Raw genomic sequence first — 16,193 nt, forward strand, 5'->3', positions numbered from 1 at the left:
TCACTTAATAAGCCAATTTCGGCGTTTCAGCGATTCTAACTCCAAGTAAGTTTCCAGCACCACGAAGGCGCTCGCAATAGTTTCCGCAAAGAGCTTCCAGATGTCCGCAAAAATAAAACGCCAAAAGGAATACATCTCTTTGTCACCTGCTTCGTCAATGATGGCTGCATGCAACTTACCGGCAAGAAAGAGAAAGAGCTTTATCATCAGCCTGTAGCGCTGCAAGCGCAGAACTTTCGTGCCAAAGAAAATCTTGCCCTTGGCTTGCCGCAAGCGCCTGAGCGTGGCAAGAGGCGTTACCAACTCCTTTTCCGAAAATGGCTCAACCAATGTGCTGTCAGGCAATGAGTGAGCCGCTAAAATTTTCTGTGCATCACCCGACAAAAGAAAGAGCATAACAGTCTCCATCATCGCTCGGCATCAGCTTTTGTCATTGGCAGATGAGCTTGACGCTGACGCACCACCTCGTAGAGCAAGATGCCAGCAGCAACACTTGCGTTGAGCGAATCCGTTTTGCCAAACATTGGCACACGTACCACTTCATCACAGCTCTCGTGCACCAAACGTCGCATACCTTTGCCCTCTGAGCCAATGACCAGCGCAACATTCATTGTGTAGTCAAAATCAGTGTAAAGTCTCGGCGCATCTGCATCGGTGCCGACAACCCAAATGCCCCTGTCTTTGAGCAAGCGAATCGTTTGTGCAAGATTGGTAACACGGGCAATCGGTGCATGGGAAACCGCGCCAGCAGATATTTTGTGAACCGTAGAGTTAATTGGCGCAGAGCGATCGCGTGGCAGAATGATAAGATCAACGCCAGCAGCTTCTGCAGTGCGAATGATGGCGCCCAAGTTTTGTGGGTCTTCAATACTATCAAGGATCAGCAGGAAAAAGGGCTTGTGACGAGGCACACTGAGGACATCCTCTACTTCTAAGAAGCGAATGTCGCTGGCAATGGCCACTACACCTTGATGCTTATTGCTACGCGCAAGGTCTGAGAGCTTCTGGTTGCTGGCTTTGCCGATGGAGATACGGTTGCGCTTTGCCGTGATGAGAATTTCCAGTAGGCGCTTGTCGTGCGCATTGATTTGAAAGTAAATTTTGGCAATGCGGTCAGGGTGAGCTTTCAGTAGCTCGGCAACGGCGTTACGCCCGTAGATAACCTCTGGCGCAGTCTGCTCTTGTGCAGTGCCTTGAAAGGTTTCTTGATCTGGCATATCGCCCCGTTCTCAGTTCTCGGTTGGCGTTGAGAGTCGCAGCGTAACAGGGCGCGCTGTAGGCAAGTGCCCATCTTTGAGAAATGGATTGGGAATTGCAACAAAGCTAAACTCTCGGTGCTCGTTGATAACCATCATCATATTAAGTGGGAAGGGTTGCCAAGAACTGTCACGGTAATCCAGTGGTTCAGAAGCGACGACGATGGCATCAGGGAACATTGGACTGCTCTGCGAGTAGTAGAGCGTAGCGGATTTCTCAATGGTGGTGTATCGCGTAATGACGGTGGTTCTGCCATCGGTGAGCGCCATATTGAGAATGAGGTCAGAGCCGTGCTTTTCAGCCAGCGCATTGAGCCGCGCAATGGTTTCCAGCATCGCTTCAGCCATCGTAAGAGAAGGCTGGGCATCACGAATAGAAAGGTAGAGGTGGAAGATGTGCTCAGAATCCGTTGTGCCAATAAGGTGCGAATAAAACGGGTCTGAGATTTGCTGGCGAATGGCGCGCATCATTGCACGCTTGAAGTCACTGATAATGCCGTTGTGCATAAAGATTTGATTCTTCCACTGAAAGGGGTGCGAGTTGGCCTGATGCACCAAAAGCCCAGGCGAAGCGGCACGCACATGCACAAAAATCGTGGGTGAGATGATTTTGTCAGCAATGCGTGCAATGTTGATGTCATGCCAGAATGGCTTTTCGGAGGTAATGACGGCTGGCTCAGGATGCACATCGAGGTTATACCACGCAAGCCCATAGCCGTCCACATTGATAGGCGTAATGATCATCTCGCGCGGCTGACGCGCTTGCTCGACAAAGTTATGCGGTGGGTCAAAAATAAGTTTTTTGAGCGTAATCGGCTTACCGCAATACACCGCAAATCTGCACATAGAAAGAAGCGTTAAAAGTTTAGGAAAAGCGTTGGTCAATTTCGCCTACCTTCCTTCCGTAGTGAAAGAGCCTGTAAGATACAGCAAATTTGCATTGCGCAAAAACGATAGAAGAAGCAATCGGGTCAGATAAAGTGGCAGAGGCGGTCGACATTTGGGCAATTTTTCATTGAGCTGAAACGTATAACTTTCGCTATATTTGCAAAGCCTTCTTGTGCAGGTGGCGCAAGTAGCAGAGAACCCTAAATTTTCTTCAACACTCAAAGCAACAAAAGATATGCCAGCAGACATCATTGACTACAAAATTTTCGGCGATGATATGCAAGCCGTTGAGATTGAGCTTGACCCAGGCGAAGCAGTGCGTGCAGAGGTCGGCGCTATGCTTTATATGGAAGATGGAATTCAAATGCAGACATCAATGGGCCAAGAAGGGGGGAGTTTCGGTAGCAAACTCTTTGCAGGTCTCAAGCGCGTCATTACAGGCGAGAGTTTTTTTATCACCTCATATGTGAATGCGGGACAAGGCAAGAGGCGTGTAGCATTTGCTGCACCCTACCCCGGAAAAATTGTCCCGCTGGATTTGCAAGCCTTAGGCGGTGAGTTTCTCTGCCAAAAAGACGGGTTTCTCTGCGCAGCCAAAGGCATTGAAATTGAGGTTGCCTTCACAAAGAAAATCGGCACAGGGCTGTTTGGTGGCGAAGGATTCATTTTGCAACGCTTAAAGGGCGATGGGTTAGCATTTATTCACGCAGGCGGCACAATCATTCAACGCACACTATCTGCAGGTGAGTCGCTGCGCGTCGATACGGGTTGCTTGGTGGCTTTTGCCCCTACCGTAGACTACGACATTGAGTTTGTCGGTGGATTCAAAAATGCACTCTTCGGTGGCGAGGGCTTGTTTTTAGCCAAATTAACCGGCCCTGGGGTAGTCTATTTGCAGAGCCTACCTTTCTCTCGATTGGCTGACCGTATCGTAAGCGCTTCCTACGGTGGCAGAGAAGAAGGTGGAATCGGCATCGGCAGCATCTTCGGCAGCGGCGACTAAGCGACTTGCACCGAAACTTACCTCTAACCTTTCTCTTCACGCAAAGAGAATCCTTCTATTGGTTTAATTAGGGGGAAGGGTAAGAATTTGCCTGAACTTGCAAACGCTATGCGCGACTGGAGAGCGCTTTTGTGTCCCTTTCAATGAATTTCATAAATTGCGGCAAAGACAATCTATCAACAAAATCGCTACGTCCATTAGGGAAACTCTCAATACAGCAGCATACCACGAATGGCTCTGGAAAAATTGCTGGTAGCCCTCCAAGCTCTTCCGCGCTACGACCAACCCTACTTCCTGCCCACGCTTTGGCATAAAGGCACACTGGGCAAAGAAGCCGTTGAACCGCGCCAATACTACACCACGCTAATTGAACGCCTTTTAGCTACGCCAAAAGTCGCACGCCCACAGACCGAAAACGGGGAGTGGACGCGTGACGCTGTCATCTATAACCTTTTTGTGCGCACGGCGACCGCTTTTGACCATAACCAGAATGGTCAGCTTGACCTCGAGACGCCAAATGCCTTTCGTGAGACGGGCACATTTTTGAAATCCATTGCCTTGCTGCCCTATCTTCAGCGTTTAGGTGTAAGCGTAGTGCATCTGCTGCCAATTACCGCTATTGGCAGCGATGGCAACAAAGGGAATTTAGGCTCCCCGTATGCTATCAAGAATCCTTACAAGCTGGATGAACGGCTCTCAGAGCCGATTTTGGGACTAACAGTAGAAGATGAATTCAAAGCCTTTGTAGAAGCAGCGCATCGCTTAGGCTTACGCGTGGTAGTCGAGTTTGTGTTTCGCACGGCGGCAAAAGACAGCGATTGGATTCCTGAGCATCCTGACTGGTTCTACTGGATTGATGCCGCTGTGCCTGACCGCCCTGCTGGCTCAAACGATGAGACCTGCTACGGTAACCCGATTTTTACAGCCACTGAGCTAAAGCGCATCGCAGAGAAAGTAGAACGAGGCGATTTCCATAATCTGCCTGAGCCAAGTCCCACTTACCGCGCCTTTTTTACTGAGACGCCCTATAAAGTTGAAAAGCAGAATGGGCAGTATCGTGGTCTGACAAGCAGTCAGCGCCTTTGCCGCATTCCTGGTGCTTTTGCAGATTGGCCACCACAGGACACCCAGCCACCTTGGAACGACGTAACCTACCTTCGGCTCTACACACACCCGCGCTACAACTACATCGCTTACAACACCATTCGAATGTATGAAGCGAACTTAGCAAAACCAGAGTATATCAATCAGCCACTTTGGGATAAAATCATTGGCATCATTCCCTACTACCAAGATGCCTTTGGTATTGATGGGGTGATGATTGATATGGGGCATGCATTGCCAAGCGACCTTAAAAAGTCAATGGTCAATGCCGCACGGGCTAAAAATCCTGACTTTGCGTTCTGGGACGAAAACTTCGCCGCCACAGCTAAAAGCCGAAAAGAGGGATATAACGCCGTAATCGGCTCACTGCCATTTGTGATGCATAAGCCAGCGGAACTGCACAAGATGCTACGTCAGTGGGCACAGTCAGGCGTGGTGATACCTTGCTTTGCAACTGCTGAAAGCCACAACACGCCGCGCGCAGCCGCGCGCTTTGGGAACGCTATCTACGGGCGAAATTTTGCGAAGTTTGCCTTTGCCCTCTCTGCATTTCTGCCAGCAATTCCGTTCATTCACAATGGAGCTGAAATTTGTGAAACCTATCCAATCAATACTGGCTTGGATTTCTCGCCAGAGGAACTGAAGCACTACCCATCGCATCGCTTGCCGCTCTTTAGCGCATTTGCTTTTGATTGGGAGAATGGGAATGGACAAGAACCACTGGTGGAGTTTATTGCAACGGTGCTACAAGTGCGCCAGCGCTATCTTAGCGTCATCACGCAGCACCGTGCTCAGTCGTTCAAACTGCTAAGTGACGAGCGTTCCCCCATACTGGTCTTTACACGCCAAGCAGGCCACATAGAACTGCTCTATGTGGGGAATATGAATGTGCGTGGGGCAGAACAAATCAGAATCCCGCTGCGCACAGCACAGGCATCGCTGAAAGATTTGCTGTCAGGGCATTGCTTTCCTGTTGAATCGGGCTTGCTGTCTGTGGAACTACAAGCAGGTGAAAGTGCGCTGTTTGAAATTTCATAACTTTACGCTCTAACAAAATCGTTTGCTATGTCGCTACTGGTTGTAGGTTCATTGGCGTTTGACGACCTTGAAACGCCCTTTGGCACATCGCGCAACACGCTGGGTGGGTCAGCAACATACATTTCTATCGCTGCCAGTTTCTTTACCGACAACATTCAATTGGTCGGTGTGGTGGGGGACGATTTCGGCGAAGAAAATCTGAACATCTTTCGGGAGCGAAATATTGACTTGCATGGCGTCAAAATCGTGCCAAATGGCAAAACCTTTCGTTGGTCAGGACGCTACCACTACGATATGAACACACGCGACACAATTGAGACGCAGCTAAATGTGCTGGCAGAATTTGATGCGGTGATTCCTCACCAGTATCAGCAAGCTAAATTTGTTTGCTTAGGCAACATTGACCCCGTGCTGCAAAAGCGTGTGCTCGAGCAAATCTCTCGCCCTAAGCTGGTCATCTGCGACACAATGAACTTCTGGATTGAAGGCAAGCCTAATGAACTGCGTGAGACGCTCTCAATGGTCGATGCCTTCATCATCAATGACAGCGAGGCACGTCTGCTAGCCAAAGAACCGAACCTGATTAAATGCGCGCGCATCATTCGTGAGATGGGACCGAAAATTCTCGTCATCAAAAAGGGAGAACATGGTGCACTGCTTTTTACCGACAGTGGCGTATTCTCAGCACCTGCTTACCCGCTGGAGTTCATCTACGACCCCACTGGTGCAGGCGACACCTTTGCTGGCGGATTTATCGGCTACCTTGCGAAAACTGGCGACATCAATGAGCAAACTTTGCGAAAAGCAGTGCTCTATGGCAGCACAATGGCAAGTTTCTGCGTAGAACGGTTTGGCGTAGCACGTCTGCTGGAGCTCAGCCCACTTGAAATTTTCGACCGCTATCAAAGTTTCTTAGAGCTGTCTCGCATCGAGGAATAGGGGCGAAACAAGCACCTCAGCCTTACACAGCAGGCGTTCCCAAAGGTGAGCACACAACACTGAACACTGGAGAATTCCCGAGTAGGTAATGCACGACGTGGCGTGTTGTGCAGTGCGCTGGCATAACTGGAAAAATCCTGAACTAAAACAGCGGTGCAAGGAAAAAAGCTATAAGAGCTTGGATATGTGAAACAATGCTTCGCAACTTGTAGTGCTTACGCAAAGCACTGGCAAAAACCCCTGCGACCATAGATGAGCAGTTGGAGAGATAGGACAAAGCAGACCACTGCACATACAGAGATTGCAATTGGCGACAGCTTAGATACGCTGCGCGCCAAAGCTTTATCCATACTGAATACTGTCTTTGGATATGATGCGTTTCGTGGCGGGCAAGAGAGCGTGATTTTGAGCTTGCTGAGCGGACGTGATACGCTGGGTGTGATGCCAACAGGTCAGGGTAAATCCATTTGCTACCAACTGCCTGCATTGATTTTGCCGGGCATTACGCTGGTGATTTCGCCGCTCATTGCGCTGATGAAAGACCAAGTCGATACATTGCGCGCACGGGGCATTCCAGCTGCAGCGCTCAACAGTCAAACAAGTGTGGGGGCAACGCAAAAAATTTTTCTGTCGCTTCGCCAGAACGCCCTAAAGCTGCTCTTCATTGCCCCAGAGCGACTGCAGAATGTGCAATTTGTTCAAGCAATGCAGGGAGTGCCTATTTCACTGGTCGCCGTTGATGAAGCGCACTGTATTTCCGAGTGGGGATACGATTTTCGTCCAAGCTACCAAAAAATTGCCTCAGGGCTTGCCAGTCTGCACTTGCCAAAGCGTCCAATTATGCTGGCGCTAACTGCCACAGCAACCGAAGAAGTGCTGGAAGACATTAAGACTTATCTTGAGCTGCAAGACCCACATCTCTACATTGGTGGCTTCGAGCGACCGAACCTTAGTCTATCTGTTTTTGAGTTGGAAAATAAGCGAGGAAAGCTACTGGAAATCTTGCAGGCAGTGCCGGGCGCGGCAATGGTCTATACAATGAGTCGCCAGCTATGCGAAACCACAGCACACTTTCTGAATCAAAACGGCATTTCTGCCACATACTACCACGCAGGGCTTTCTGATGAGGCGCGCACACGCATTCAGGAAGCATACTTTCAAAATCGCTGGCGCGTGATTTGCGCCACCAGTGCATTTGGTATGGGCATCAATAAACCCGATGTGCGCGTGGTGGTGCATCTTGAACCACCTGAGACGCTGGAAGCATACTATCAGGAAGCAGGTCGCGCAGGGCGGGACGGCAAAAAAGCCTATGCGGTGCTGCTCTTCTCCAGAAGCGACTTAGAGCGTCGCCGCTACCTTTTGGAGCAAAGTTTTTTCTCACGCGACGATGTGGAAATTCTCTTCAAAGAGTTGCGCGCACAAGGCATTGAGCTTGAGCTTAGGCGAGACGAATTTTTAGAGATGCTGCATAGCAAATATGGCACGCGTTTCAGCAATGCCAAGCTCTCTGCAATTTGCGATTTTCTGGAACGGCATCACCTGATTGCACAACACTCGCACCACAGTCGCTCTGAATGGCTGAGGCTCCACCTTGACCGTGCTGATTTTGATGCACGTTTCCGCACTGCACAGGGCACGGAACGCAAAATCCTCGAGCAAATTTTGCGTTCCTTTGGCAGCGCATGCTTTGGACAAGGCGTTTCCTTCTCTCTTGAAAGCTTTGCTGAAAAAGCAGGCGTAGCGCTCGAGGAAGCGCTGGCACATTTCCAACACTGGCAAAAGCTCCACCTCTGTGACTTTCAATCCGATGAACTGCTTTCGCTAACCATCTTAGCCCCGCACTTATTGCCAAAAAAGCTGCCGCTTGACTGGGAGTTACTAAAGCGGCGGCATCAAGCAGCATTGAATCGCTTCCGAGCTATTGAGCGATATCTCCACTATGCCCTCTGCCGACGCAACTTTATCTTGGATTATTTTGGCGAAGCACGCTACACCGAGAAGTGTGGGATTTGTGACAATTGCTTAGGTCGACACCAACGAAACGCGTCTGCTCTCTCCTAAGCACAACAGAGTTTGAGTGAAGAGCATTTCGAAAAAGTGAAAAGCGTGCTATCTTTCTTTTCCACTAACTTGTTTTTGGAGTAAAGCTATGTCCTTCCCTAACATTCAGCGCGAAACGCTGGAGATGGATGTCCTGTTCGTCGGCGCAGGACCAGCCAACTTATCGGCCGCCATTCATTTGCAGAATCTCATTGAAGCGCACAATGCGCAATCTGCCGAGAAGCTGGAGCCACAAATCGCTATTCTTGAAAAGGGGCAGCGTGTAGGTGATCATCTGCTCTCAGGAGCGATCTTGGATCCGATTGCACTGCGTGAACTATTGCCAAACTATCGGGAGCTGGGCTGCCCAATTGAAGCGGAGGTAACGCAGGAATCACTTTACTTTCTCACTGAGAAGCGAAAAATTCCCTTTCCGTTTGTGCCCCCGCCGATGCACAATATTGGCTACTACATTATCTCACTCAATAAGTTTGGAGCGTGGCTAGGTCAGATTGCAGAAGCAAAAGGGATAAATATTTTCACGGGCTTTGCAGGCGCAGAAATGCTGCTCGAAGGCACGCGAGTGGTAGGGGTGCGCACCGATGACAAAGGGATTGACAAGTTTGGCAACCCGAAACCCAACTTTGAGCCCGGAATGAACATTCGTGCCAAGGTGACCGTGTTAGGTGAAGGGCCACGTGGGTCACTGACCAAGCAAATTGTGCCGAAGCTGGGCTTAGACCGTGGGCGCAACCCTCAGGCTTACGAAACAGGTGTCAAAGAGATTTGGGAAATTCCTGAGGGGCGCATCAGAAAAGGCACAGTGATTCACACAATGGGCTTTCCACTTCCAGCGGATATCTATGGTGGCAGTTGGATTTACGCAATGAGTGATACAACGCTTTCAGTCGGTTTCGTAACTGCTCTTGATGCTGAAGACCCGACCAATGACCCGCACTTCAACTTGCAAAAATTCAAAACACATCCTTTTGTGCGCCGTCTCTTAGAGGGAGGTAAAATAGTCGGTTACGGTGCAAAGACCATCTCAGGCGGAGGATACTTCTCTATGCCTCAACTGTATGCCGATGGGCTTTTGCTCACTGGTGAATCAGGCGGTTTTCTCAATATGATGCGTCTCAAAGGCATTCACCTTGCGATGAAGTCAGGAATGCTGGCGGCAGAAACACTCTTCGAAGCCTTAAAGCAAAACGATTTTTCTGCAAGTACCTTGAAGCGCTACGAAGAAAAATTCCAAAATTCGTGGGCAAAAAAAGAGCTATACCGTGCACGCAACTTCCGACAGGCGTTTAACTATGGACTTTACTTCGGTATGCTGCGTGTGGGGGCACAAATGCTCTTCGGTGGGCGTGTGCTCAAAGAGCGACTTCCGCTCGAAGCTGACCATACCCATATGTCACGCTTTTCAAGAGCGTGGCGTGAAAAATACCTGCGCAATAAAGCGCAGTTCAAGTTCGACGGCAAGCTCACTTTTGATAAGCTTACCGATGTCTATGAGTCTAAGACGATGCACGAGGAAAATCAGCCGTGCCATCTCTACATTCGCCCTGAGATTATAGCGGACATTTGTAACAACAAGTGCATTACGGAGTATGGAAACCCGTGCCAGCATTTCTGTCCAGCAAATGTCTATGAAATGGTCTCAACAGATAGCCTGATGGGAACGAAGAAACTGCACATCAATGCGTCAAACTGCGTGCACTGCAAAACATGCGACATTGCTGACCCATATCAAGCCATTACTTGGAAAGTGCCTGAGGGTGGCGGCGGACCTGTTTATACAAATGGGTAACCTCCTCTATGAGCAAAACCGAGCGCCCAGCCTTGCCGGCACGCATTTCCTTTCATGAGTGGCTTTGGGCGCTGCTCTTTTCGCCAGGCATACTGTTTACGCTGCTTTATTTGCTTGCAACCCTGCTAATGCATTCGCCTCTACGCTGGCTTCTGGAGTGGGCTGCAGAGTAGTGCTATGCAAGCTGAACCAGCAAGGGGAGCGAAGAATGAGTGCGGGTTACAAAGGAGTCCTGAGGCGCAAGTTGGCTCGGGGCTGCGCACAGAGCAGACTCAAAGTGAAACATTTAAGCAAAAATAAGGTAAGACTTGTGAGGGCTTAAAGCCGTGACGACGGTCACGATTTTCCAAACCATTTCTAACCACGAATGACGCAGGCGCTACATCAAACGGCGGTCTTTCGGTCTCGGCTGTTTGCAGCCAGCTTACTCTGCCTTGTGTGTCTTAGCTCAGTGTCTTTTTCTCAAGTGGTGCGCCGAGCCGCAATGCCGCTAACGACTGAAAAGTCGATCGCTGTGCAGTTAGAATTGGGAGCAATTCGGCTTCAGCTCGGCTCGCAAAATCACGGCAATGCATTTGAGTATGAGTTTCATTCAACCGACACAGCAGCGCTGACAGCAGAATACATAATTCGTGACCAAGTTGGACGACTGGTGCTCCAACATCGTTCCTCTTCCGATGAACCAAAAGGGCGACGCGTCCGATTTAACTGGCGCTCACTCTTTGGCGATGACGAGACACGCCCCACCTCACAGGAAAATCTTCTTAGGCTACTGTTGCCAACTGATATACCTGTAGAGTTAGACTTCTCCGTCGGTGCAGCCTCAAATGAGCTGGATATGTCGGGCTTGCGCGTCTCAAGCCTTACGCTGTCTTCAGGTGCCTGTGCGACGCATCTACGCTTCAATGCACCGAACCCGATTCCAATGAAGCGGTTGCAGCTCTCAGCAGGTGCGTCCAAATTAGTAGTGGCAGGACTAAGCAATGCGAACTTCGAAGAGCTGGATTTCAATGGCGGTGCGTCGGATGTAGTGCTGGATTTTAGTGGCAGCGAACTCCGCTCCTCAAAAGCAAGTATCTCTATCGGGGCGGGGTCAGTGAAGATGCTAGTGCCGAAGGAATTAGGCGTAAAAGTCAAATATGCCGATAACTTTTTTTCTTCGTTCAAGCTCCCTGAGGATTTTATGCAAGATGGGGAGTGGTTCTACAGCGGCAATTTCTCTGAGGCAAAACACGTTTTAGAACTGCACATTTCCAGTGGTGTAGGTTCGGTTCGCCTGCGCTGGAAGTAGAGCCTTTTATCTGCCAAACACCCTGCGGCAAGCTGACCTGTATTCACTATTTCCACAGTGCTCTGATGCGGTGAGACCGTTCCGCTGTCAGAAAACAGAAATCTCTGGCTTTTGTTGTATCTTGCGCTCCAAGTTAAGCTACCACTCATCGTGCCGAAACGCAAGGATATCAAATCCATTCTCATCATCGGCGCAGGTCCGATTGTGATTGGTCAGGCTTGCGAGTTTGACTATTCAGGCACACAAGCCTGCCGGGCGCTGCGCCAGGAAGGGTATCGCATCATTTTGGTGAATTCTAATCCTGCCACCATTATGACGGACGCCGACGTGGCGGACCGCACCTACATTGAACCGATAACCCCTGAGTATGTGCTCAAGGTGATTGAGCGCGAAAAGCCCGATGCGCTGTTGCCAACAATGGGGGGACAAACGGCACTGAATGTGGCAGTCAAGCTCGCTGAGTCAGGCGAACTGGAACGCAACGGCGTGGAGCTTATCGGTGCCAAGCTCCGAGCGATTCGCAAAGCGGAAAACCGTGAGCTATTTGCGGAAGCAATGAAAAAAATTGGTTTGGAGGTGCCGCGTGGCATTTTCGTGCGCAGCGAGTCCGAAGCGGAATTAGCAATGCAGCAGCTCGGTTTGCCACTTGTAGTGCGTCCTTCCTTCACGCTGGGGGGCACAGGTGGTGGAATTGTGGAAACGGAAGAAGAATATCTCGAAATTGTGCGGCGCGCGCTCTCCGCTAGTCCAATCGGCGAAGTGTTGGTCGAGGAATCCATCGTGGGCTGGAAGGAATTTGAGCTGGAGGTGATTCGCGACGTCGCCGATAATGTGATTATTGTTTGCTCAATTGAAAACGTTGACCCAATGGGCGTGCATACAGGCGATAGCATTACTGTTGCACCCGCTCAGACCCTCACCGATAAGCAGTATCAGGCAATGCGCGATGCAGCCATCAAAATCATTCGGGAAATTGGTGTCGAAACTGGTGGCTCAAACATTCAATTTGCGGTGCACCCTGAAACAGGGCGAATGATTGTCATTGAAATGAACCCGCGCGTGTCGCGTTCATCGGCGCTGGCATCGAAGGCAACAGGCTTCCCGATTGCCAAAGTGGCAGCGAAACTGGCAGTAGGATACCGATTAGATGAAATTCAAAACGACATTACCAGAACGACACCTGCATCGTTTGAACCAGCGATTGATTACTGTGTGGTAAAAGTGCCTCGCTGGGATTTTGAGAAATTTCGTAATGTCGAAGACCGATTGGGAATCCAGATGAAGTCGGTCGGTGAAGTGATGGCATTTGGTCGCACATTCAAGGAAGCCTTGCAGAAAGCACTGCGCTCTCTGGAGAATGGTCGTGCAGGCTTAGGAGCTGATGGCAAAGATAAGGTAGATGTCTTCTCGCTGTCTGATGAAGCAAAACTGCGCTACAAACACGAACTGCTTTCACGCATTCGCATTCCAACTTCAGACCGCATTTTCCTGATTCGCCAAGCCATGCTGACTGGCGCAAACGTGGAAGAAATTTATCAAGCCACGAAAATTGATCGATGGTTTCTGCATCAAATCCGCCAGATTGTAGAAATGGAGCTAGAACTGCGCCAGCTGGCTCACGCAGAAGTGCATACCTGGCCCTCGTAACGCATGGTCTTCGTGGATTGCTAGCCGTACCGGTTAAAGCAAGTGAGTGGGTGAGACGAATGTGCAGTAGCCAGTAGTAGCCGCTGCCCCTGCGACAGTGCCGTTTCTGGCGTTATTTGCTTGGAATACCCAGCATATCTACATTGCCAAGCGCCCAACAACTGCCTGAACGCTATGCCTAAACTCACAAACGACCTGACCCAAGCCGAACCGCTAAGCTTCACGCCTGAATTTCTAAGTGCATACAACTTGATGGAACACACAGCCGACCATCTGTTCATTACGGGCAGCGCAGGTACGGGGAAATCCACTTTGCTCAGCTACTTTCGGGAAAACACCGCTAAAAATGTGGTGGTGCTTGCTCCGACAGGCATTGCTGCACTGAATGCAGGGGGGCAGACGATTCACTCGTTTTTCAAATTTCCGCTGGGCGTGGTAACTGCCAAAAGCATTACAGAATCGCCACGCAAGGAATTCTACCAAGCAATTGACACGATTGTGATTGATGAGGTTTCAATGGTGCGTGCCGACATCATTGATGGCATTGATTCCTTTATGCGCATAAATGGGCGAAATAAGAAAAAGCCTTTCGGTGGCGTGCAGATGATTTTCATTGGCGACCTGTTTCAACTGCCGCCTGTGCTATCTGGCGATGATGAAAAGAGTCTCTTTATGTCGCTCTACGAGACACCTTACTTTTTCAGTGCATCGGTGTTTGGAAAAGTCCAGCTGCGAACCTTGCAGCTGAGGCAAATTTTTCGGCAAAGCGATGCAGCGTTCATTGAGCTTCTGCAAGCGATTCGCACAAATTGCGTAGAGCCTTCTCACTTAGAGAGGCTCAACATGCGTGTGAAGCCTGAATTTTTGCCCAGCGAGGAGGATTTTTTCATCACGCTGACGACGACAAACGAGCGTGCAAGTGAGATGAACATAAAGTGTTTGTCGATGCTAAAAGCAGAGCCGAAGCAGCTTATGGGGACAATTGAAGGCATCTTTGACCGCAAAGCGCTGCCAACAGAGGAAACGCTGACGCTGAAAAAAGGGGCGCAGGTAATGTTTGTGCGAAACGACCCCTACAAGCGGTGGGTAAACGGCACGATTGGCAAAGTACGCGAGATTCTGCCAGATGCAGTGAAAGTGGAAATTGAGCGCAACGGGGTTCGGAAGGTGGTAACAGCTGAGCGGGTAGAATGGCAAATGTTGAAGTATGATTTTGATGCAAAAACTAAAGAAATCTTTTCGGAGCCGATTGGTGCCTTTACACAGTTTCCGCTGCGGCTGGCATGGGCGGTCACAATTCATAAAAGTCAAGGCAAGACATTTGACAAGGTAGTGATTGATTTAGGGCGTGGCACATTTGCGCATGGACAGCTCTATGTGGCGCTATCCCGCTGCCGCTCACTGGAAGGAATTGTGCTGAGGCGCCCAGTGCGTTCTGACGATGTCAAAGTGGATTTGCGTATTGTGGACTTTATGCGCCAGCTTTCAAGCTCCAGTTGAATGCTCTAACTTCAGAAAGCGTTGTCATAGATGAATGAATTGCCGTGTATCTGAATGGAACTCACCAAGATTAAAAATGCAAAGCACGCCACACTAACGCTTTTTGAGGGGGCAGTGCAGCAATCAGACATTCACACTGAGCTGAACTCTACGCGTGAGCACCTGACATCCTTCTTAGAAAAGTTGCTGCAACTGCAAAATTTAGATTACATCAGGCAAGAAATCTCTCAGTTGCAAGAAAGCTGTCTTTTGAGTGAACAGCGCGGGGTGGAGAGTGTAGAAGAAAATGAGGGAGTAAGCGTAAGTGTTCAGAATTTGTCACAACAGCTTTCGCAAATCCTCAGTGCCCAGACACTCGAGCGAGCACACTACTATATCAAGCGTCTCAAAAAAGCACTTTCCGAAGTCAAGGTGTCTCACATCAATGACTTGAATCTGAATCAGTGGCAAGAGTATGATGACATTTTAACGGATAGTCTCTGGATATTAGGAAAGCGAGATACTTCAGGGGCACACCACGCGGGTTACTGGGGAAATTTCGTGCCTGAAATTCCTCGTCAGTTTTTCAAGCGCTATACCAAGAAAGGGGATTGGGTGCTAGATACTTTTCTTGGAAGTGGCACGACACTCATTGAATGCAGAAGGCAAGGGCGCAACGGCATTGGCATTGAATTGCAACCGAAAGTGGCTCAATTAGCAGAAATGGCAGTTTCAAATGAGCCGAACCCTCATCATGTGCAAACGCGCATCATCATTGGGGATAGCACAGAGATAGACTACCACAGCGAGCTATGCAATGCAGGCATTAAACAAGTCCAGCTTCTTATGATGCATCCACCTTACTGGGATATCATCAAGTTTAGTGATGACAAGCGAGACCTCTCAAACGCTGGCTGCCTAAGTGCTTTTTTAGCGATGCTAAGCAAGGTGATAGATAGAACATACCCTGTATTGGAAAAAGGGCGATACTTTGCTTTGGTGATTGGCGACAAGTATTCAGGTGGCGAGTGGATACCACTTGGATTCTACGCTATGCAAGAGGCGCTAAAGCGAGGTTACAAGTTGAAGTCTATCATCGTCAAAAATTTTGAGGAGACGAGAGGGAAACGAAGTCAGCATGCACTTTGGCGATACCGTGCGTTGGTGGGGGGGTTCTACATCTTCAAACACGAGTATATCTTTCTCTTTAGGAAAGAAAGCGATTCCTGAAATCATGCAGATGAGCCGTGCTCAGCTGGAGAGGCAAGCATTCAGCCTGACTGCAAAGCACTGGGATTATGAAGCGAGCGTGCCGAAGGTATCAAGACGAAGGGGGGTTTGACGCTAACCCACGCCTATACATTGTCTACCTAAGCGAAGATATACCCCTCCACGACTTGAAACAAAAGATCGATGCGCTCAACTTTTCAGAACCCATAGTGGTCAGCTTTGACTACCAACACAAGCGCCCGAGAACGGTGCGGCACTACGAAACACGGTGTTTTGTGCTGCTGCTAGGCGGGGAGTAAAGAGAGATGCTTGTTGGGCTAAACGAAGTAAGTTCCTGTAAAATCATCACTTAGGCAGCCTCTCCGTAGAAAATCCGTAGCGAACGTGGCTCTTTTATGTCCTACCTTTGCACCGTGCAAACCAGCGATGGTAAGCGAAGTCAGGAATGTTGTTCTTTCCCTTGAT

General features: G+C 49.6%; 12 protein-coding genes and 3 pseudogenes. 12 read left to right on the forward strand and 3 right to left on the reverse strand.

What is annotated here, in order from left to right; translation table 11 throughout:
* From NZM05_03360 to NZM05_03370, 3 genes are read right to left on the reverse strand one after another with little or no spacing between them, the layout of a single operon-like run.
* On the reverse strand, window positions 1–411 hold the full coding sequence (locus NZM05_03360) for a hypothetical protein (GenBank protein MCS7012660.1): 411 nt from the start codon (window positions 409–411) through the stop codon (window positions 1–3).
* The gene (gene rlmB / locus NZM05_03365; protein MCS7012661.1) at window positions 408–1,217 is read right to left on the reverse strand and encodes a 23S rRNA (guanosine(2251)-2'-O)-methyltransferase RlmB; all 810 of its coding nucleotides are present in this window, start codon (window positions 1,215–1,217) and stop codon (window positions 408–410) included. The genes NZM05_03360 and rlmB overlap by 4 nt, the downstream gene beginning before the upstream one ends.
* Before the next feature lie 12 nt (window positions 1,218–1,229).
* Window positions 1,230–2,102, reverse strand: coding sequence for a class II glutamine amidotransferase (locus tag NZM05_03370; GenBank protein ID MCS7012662.1), 873 nt, complete (start codon window positions 2,100–2,102; stop codon window positions 1,230–1,232).
* A 277-nt stretch (window positions 2,103–2,379) separates the two neighbouring features.
* Between NZM05_03370 and NZM05_03375 the strand changes: the two are divergent.
* The 12 genes and pseudogenes from NZM05_03375 to NZM05_03430 all read left to right on the forward strand — a co-directional run bounded on the left by NZM05_03375 (window position 2,380) and on the right by NZM05_03430 (window position 16,027).
* Window positions 2,380–3,087: pseudogene (locus NZM05_03375) on the forward strand (TIGR00266 family protein).
* Window positions 3,088–3,378: 291 nt separating this feature from the next.
* Window positions 3,379–5,289 (forward strand): alpha-amylase family glycosyl hydrolase, encoded by a 1,911-nt coding sequence (locus NZM05_03380; protein ID MCS7012663.1) that lies wholly within the window; start codon window positions 3,379–3,381, stop codon window positions 5,287–5,289.
* A gap of 27 nt (window positions 5,290–5,316) precedes the next feature.
* Window positions 5,317–6,228: a PfkB family carbohydrate kinase gene (locus tag NZM05_03385; protein ID MCS7012664.1), complete on the forward strand. Its 912-nt coding sequence runs from the start codon at window positions 5,317–5,319 to the stop codon at window positions 6,226–6,228.
* A gap of 252 nt (window positions 6,229–6,480) precedes the next feature.
* Complete coding sequence (locus tag NZM05_03390) at window positions 6,481–8,292, forward strand: RecQ family ATP-dependent DNA helicase (protein ID MCS7012665.1); 1,812 nt, start codon at window positions 6,481–6,483, stop codon at window positions 8,290–8,292.
* Window positions 8,293–8,380: 88 nt separating this feature from the next.
* Window positions 8,381–10,081, forward strand: a complete 1,701-nt coding sequence (locus tag NZM05_03395; protein MCS7012666.1) for an electron transfer flavoprotein-ubiquinone oxidoreductase — start codon at window positions 8,381–8,383, stop codon at window positions 10,079–10,081.
* An 8-nt stretch (window positions 10,082–10,089) separates the two neighbouring features.
* Window positions 10,090–10,254 carry a hypothetical protein gene (locus NZM05_03400; GenBank protein MCS7012667.1) on the forward strand — a complete coding sequence of 55 codons (165 nt, stop codon included), beginning with the start codon at window positions 10,090–10,092 and terminating at the stop codon, window positions 10,252–10,254.
* A 194-nt stretch (window positions 10,255–10,448) separates the two neighbouring features.
* Entirely contained in the window at window positions 10,449–11,372 is a 924-nt protein-coding gene (locus tag NZM05_03405; GenBank protein ID MCS7012668.1) for a cell wall-active antibiotics response protein, read from the forward strand.
* A 150-nt stretch (window positions 11,373–11,522) separates the two neighbouring features.
* Window positions 11,523–13,019 carry a carbamoyl-phosphate synthase large subunit gene (gene carB / locus NZM05_03410; protein MCS7012669.1) on the forward strand — a complete coding sequence of 499 codons (1,497 nt, stop codon included), beginning with the start codon at window positions 11,523–11,525 and terminating at the stop codon, window positions 13,017–13,019.
* A gap of 252 nt (window positions 13,020–13,271) precedes the next feature.
* A pseudogene (locus NZM05_03415) lies at window positions 13,272–13,850 on the forward strand (AAA family ATPase).
* A 411-nt stretch (window positions 13,851–14,261) separates the two neighbouring features.
* A pseudogene (locus NZM05_03420) lies at window positions 14,262–14,438 on the forward strand (helicase C-terminal domain-containing protein).
* A 135-nt stretch (window positions 14,439–14,573) separates the two neighbouring features.
* A complete protein-coding gene (locus NZM05_03425) occupies window positions 14,574–15,728 on the forward strand; it encodes a DNA methyltransferase (GenBank protein MCS7012670.1) in 1,155 nt (384 codons plus the stop codon).
* A gap of 68 nt (window positions 15,729–15,796) precedes the next feature.
* Complete coding sequence (locus NZM05_03430; protein ID MCS7012671.1) at window positions 15,797–16,027, forward strand: hypothetical protein; 231 nt, start codon at window positions 15,797–15,799, stop codon at window positions 16,025–16,027.
* Window positions 16,028–16,193 lie beyond the last annotated feature (166 nt).

The organism is Chloroherpetonaceae bacterium (assembly GCA_025056565.1).
GTDB lineage: Bacteria > Bacteroidota > Chlorobiia > Chlorobiales > Thermochlorobacteraceae > Thermochlorobacter.

Bases quoted from the DNA above. Each gene is read 5' to 3' on its own strand.
- NZM05_03360 (MCS7012660.1), bottom strand. From the start codon at position 411: ATGATGGAGACTGTTATGCTCTTTCTTTTGTCGGGTGATGCACAGAAA.
- rlmB (MCS7012661.1), bottom strand. From the start codon at position 1,217: ATGCCAGATCAAGAAACCTTTCAAGGCACTGCACAAGAGCAGACTGCG.
- NZM05_03370 (MCS7012662.1), bottom strand. From the start codon at position 2,102: ATGTGCAGATTTGCGGTGTATTGCGGTAAGCCGATTACGCTCAAAAAA.
- NZM05_03380 (MCS7012663.1), top strand. From the start codon at position 3,379: ATGGCTCTGGAAAAATTGCTGGTAGCCCTCCAAGCTCTTCCGCGCTAC.
- NZM05_03385 (MCS7012664.1), top strand. From the start codon at position 5,317: ATGTCGCTACTGGTTGTAGGTTCATTGGCGTTTGACGACCTTGAAACG.
- NZM05_03390 (MCS7012665.1), top strand. From the start codon at position 6,481: ATGAGCAGTTGGAGAGATAGGACAAAGCAGACCACTGCACATACAGAG.
- NZM05_03395 (MCS7012666.1), top strand. From the start codon at position 8,381: ATGTCCTTCCCTAACATTCAGCGCGAAACGCTGGAGATGGATGTCCTG.
- NZM05_03400 (MCS7012667.1), top strand. From the start codon at position 10,090: ATGAGCAAAACCGAGCGCCCAGCCTTGCCGGCACGCATTTCCTTTCAT.
- NZM05_03405 (MCS7012668.1), top strand. From the start codon at position 10,449: ATGACGCAGGCGCTACATCAAACGGCGGTCTTTCGGTCTCGGCTGTTT.
- NZM05_03425 (MCS7012670.1), top strand. From the start codon at position 14,574: ATGGAACTCACCAAGATTAAAAATGCAAAGCACGCCACACTAACGCTT.
- NZM05_03430 (MCS7012671.1), top strand. From the start codon at position 15,797: ATGAAGCGAGCGTGCCGAAGGTATCAAGACGAAGGGGGGTTTGACGCT.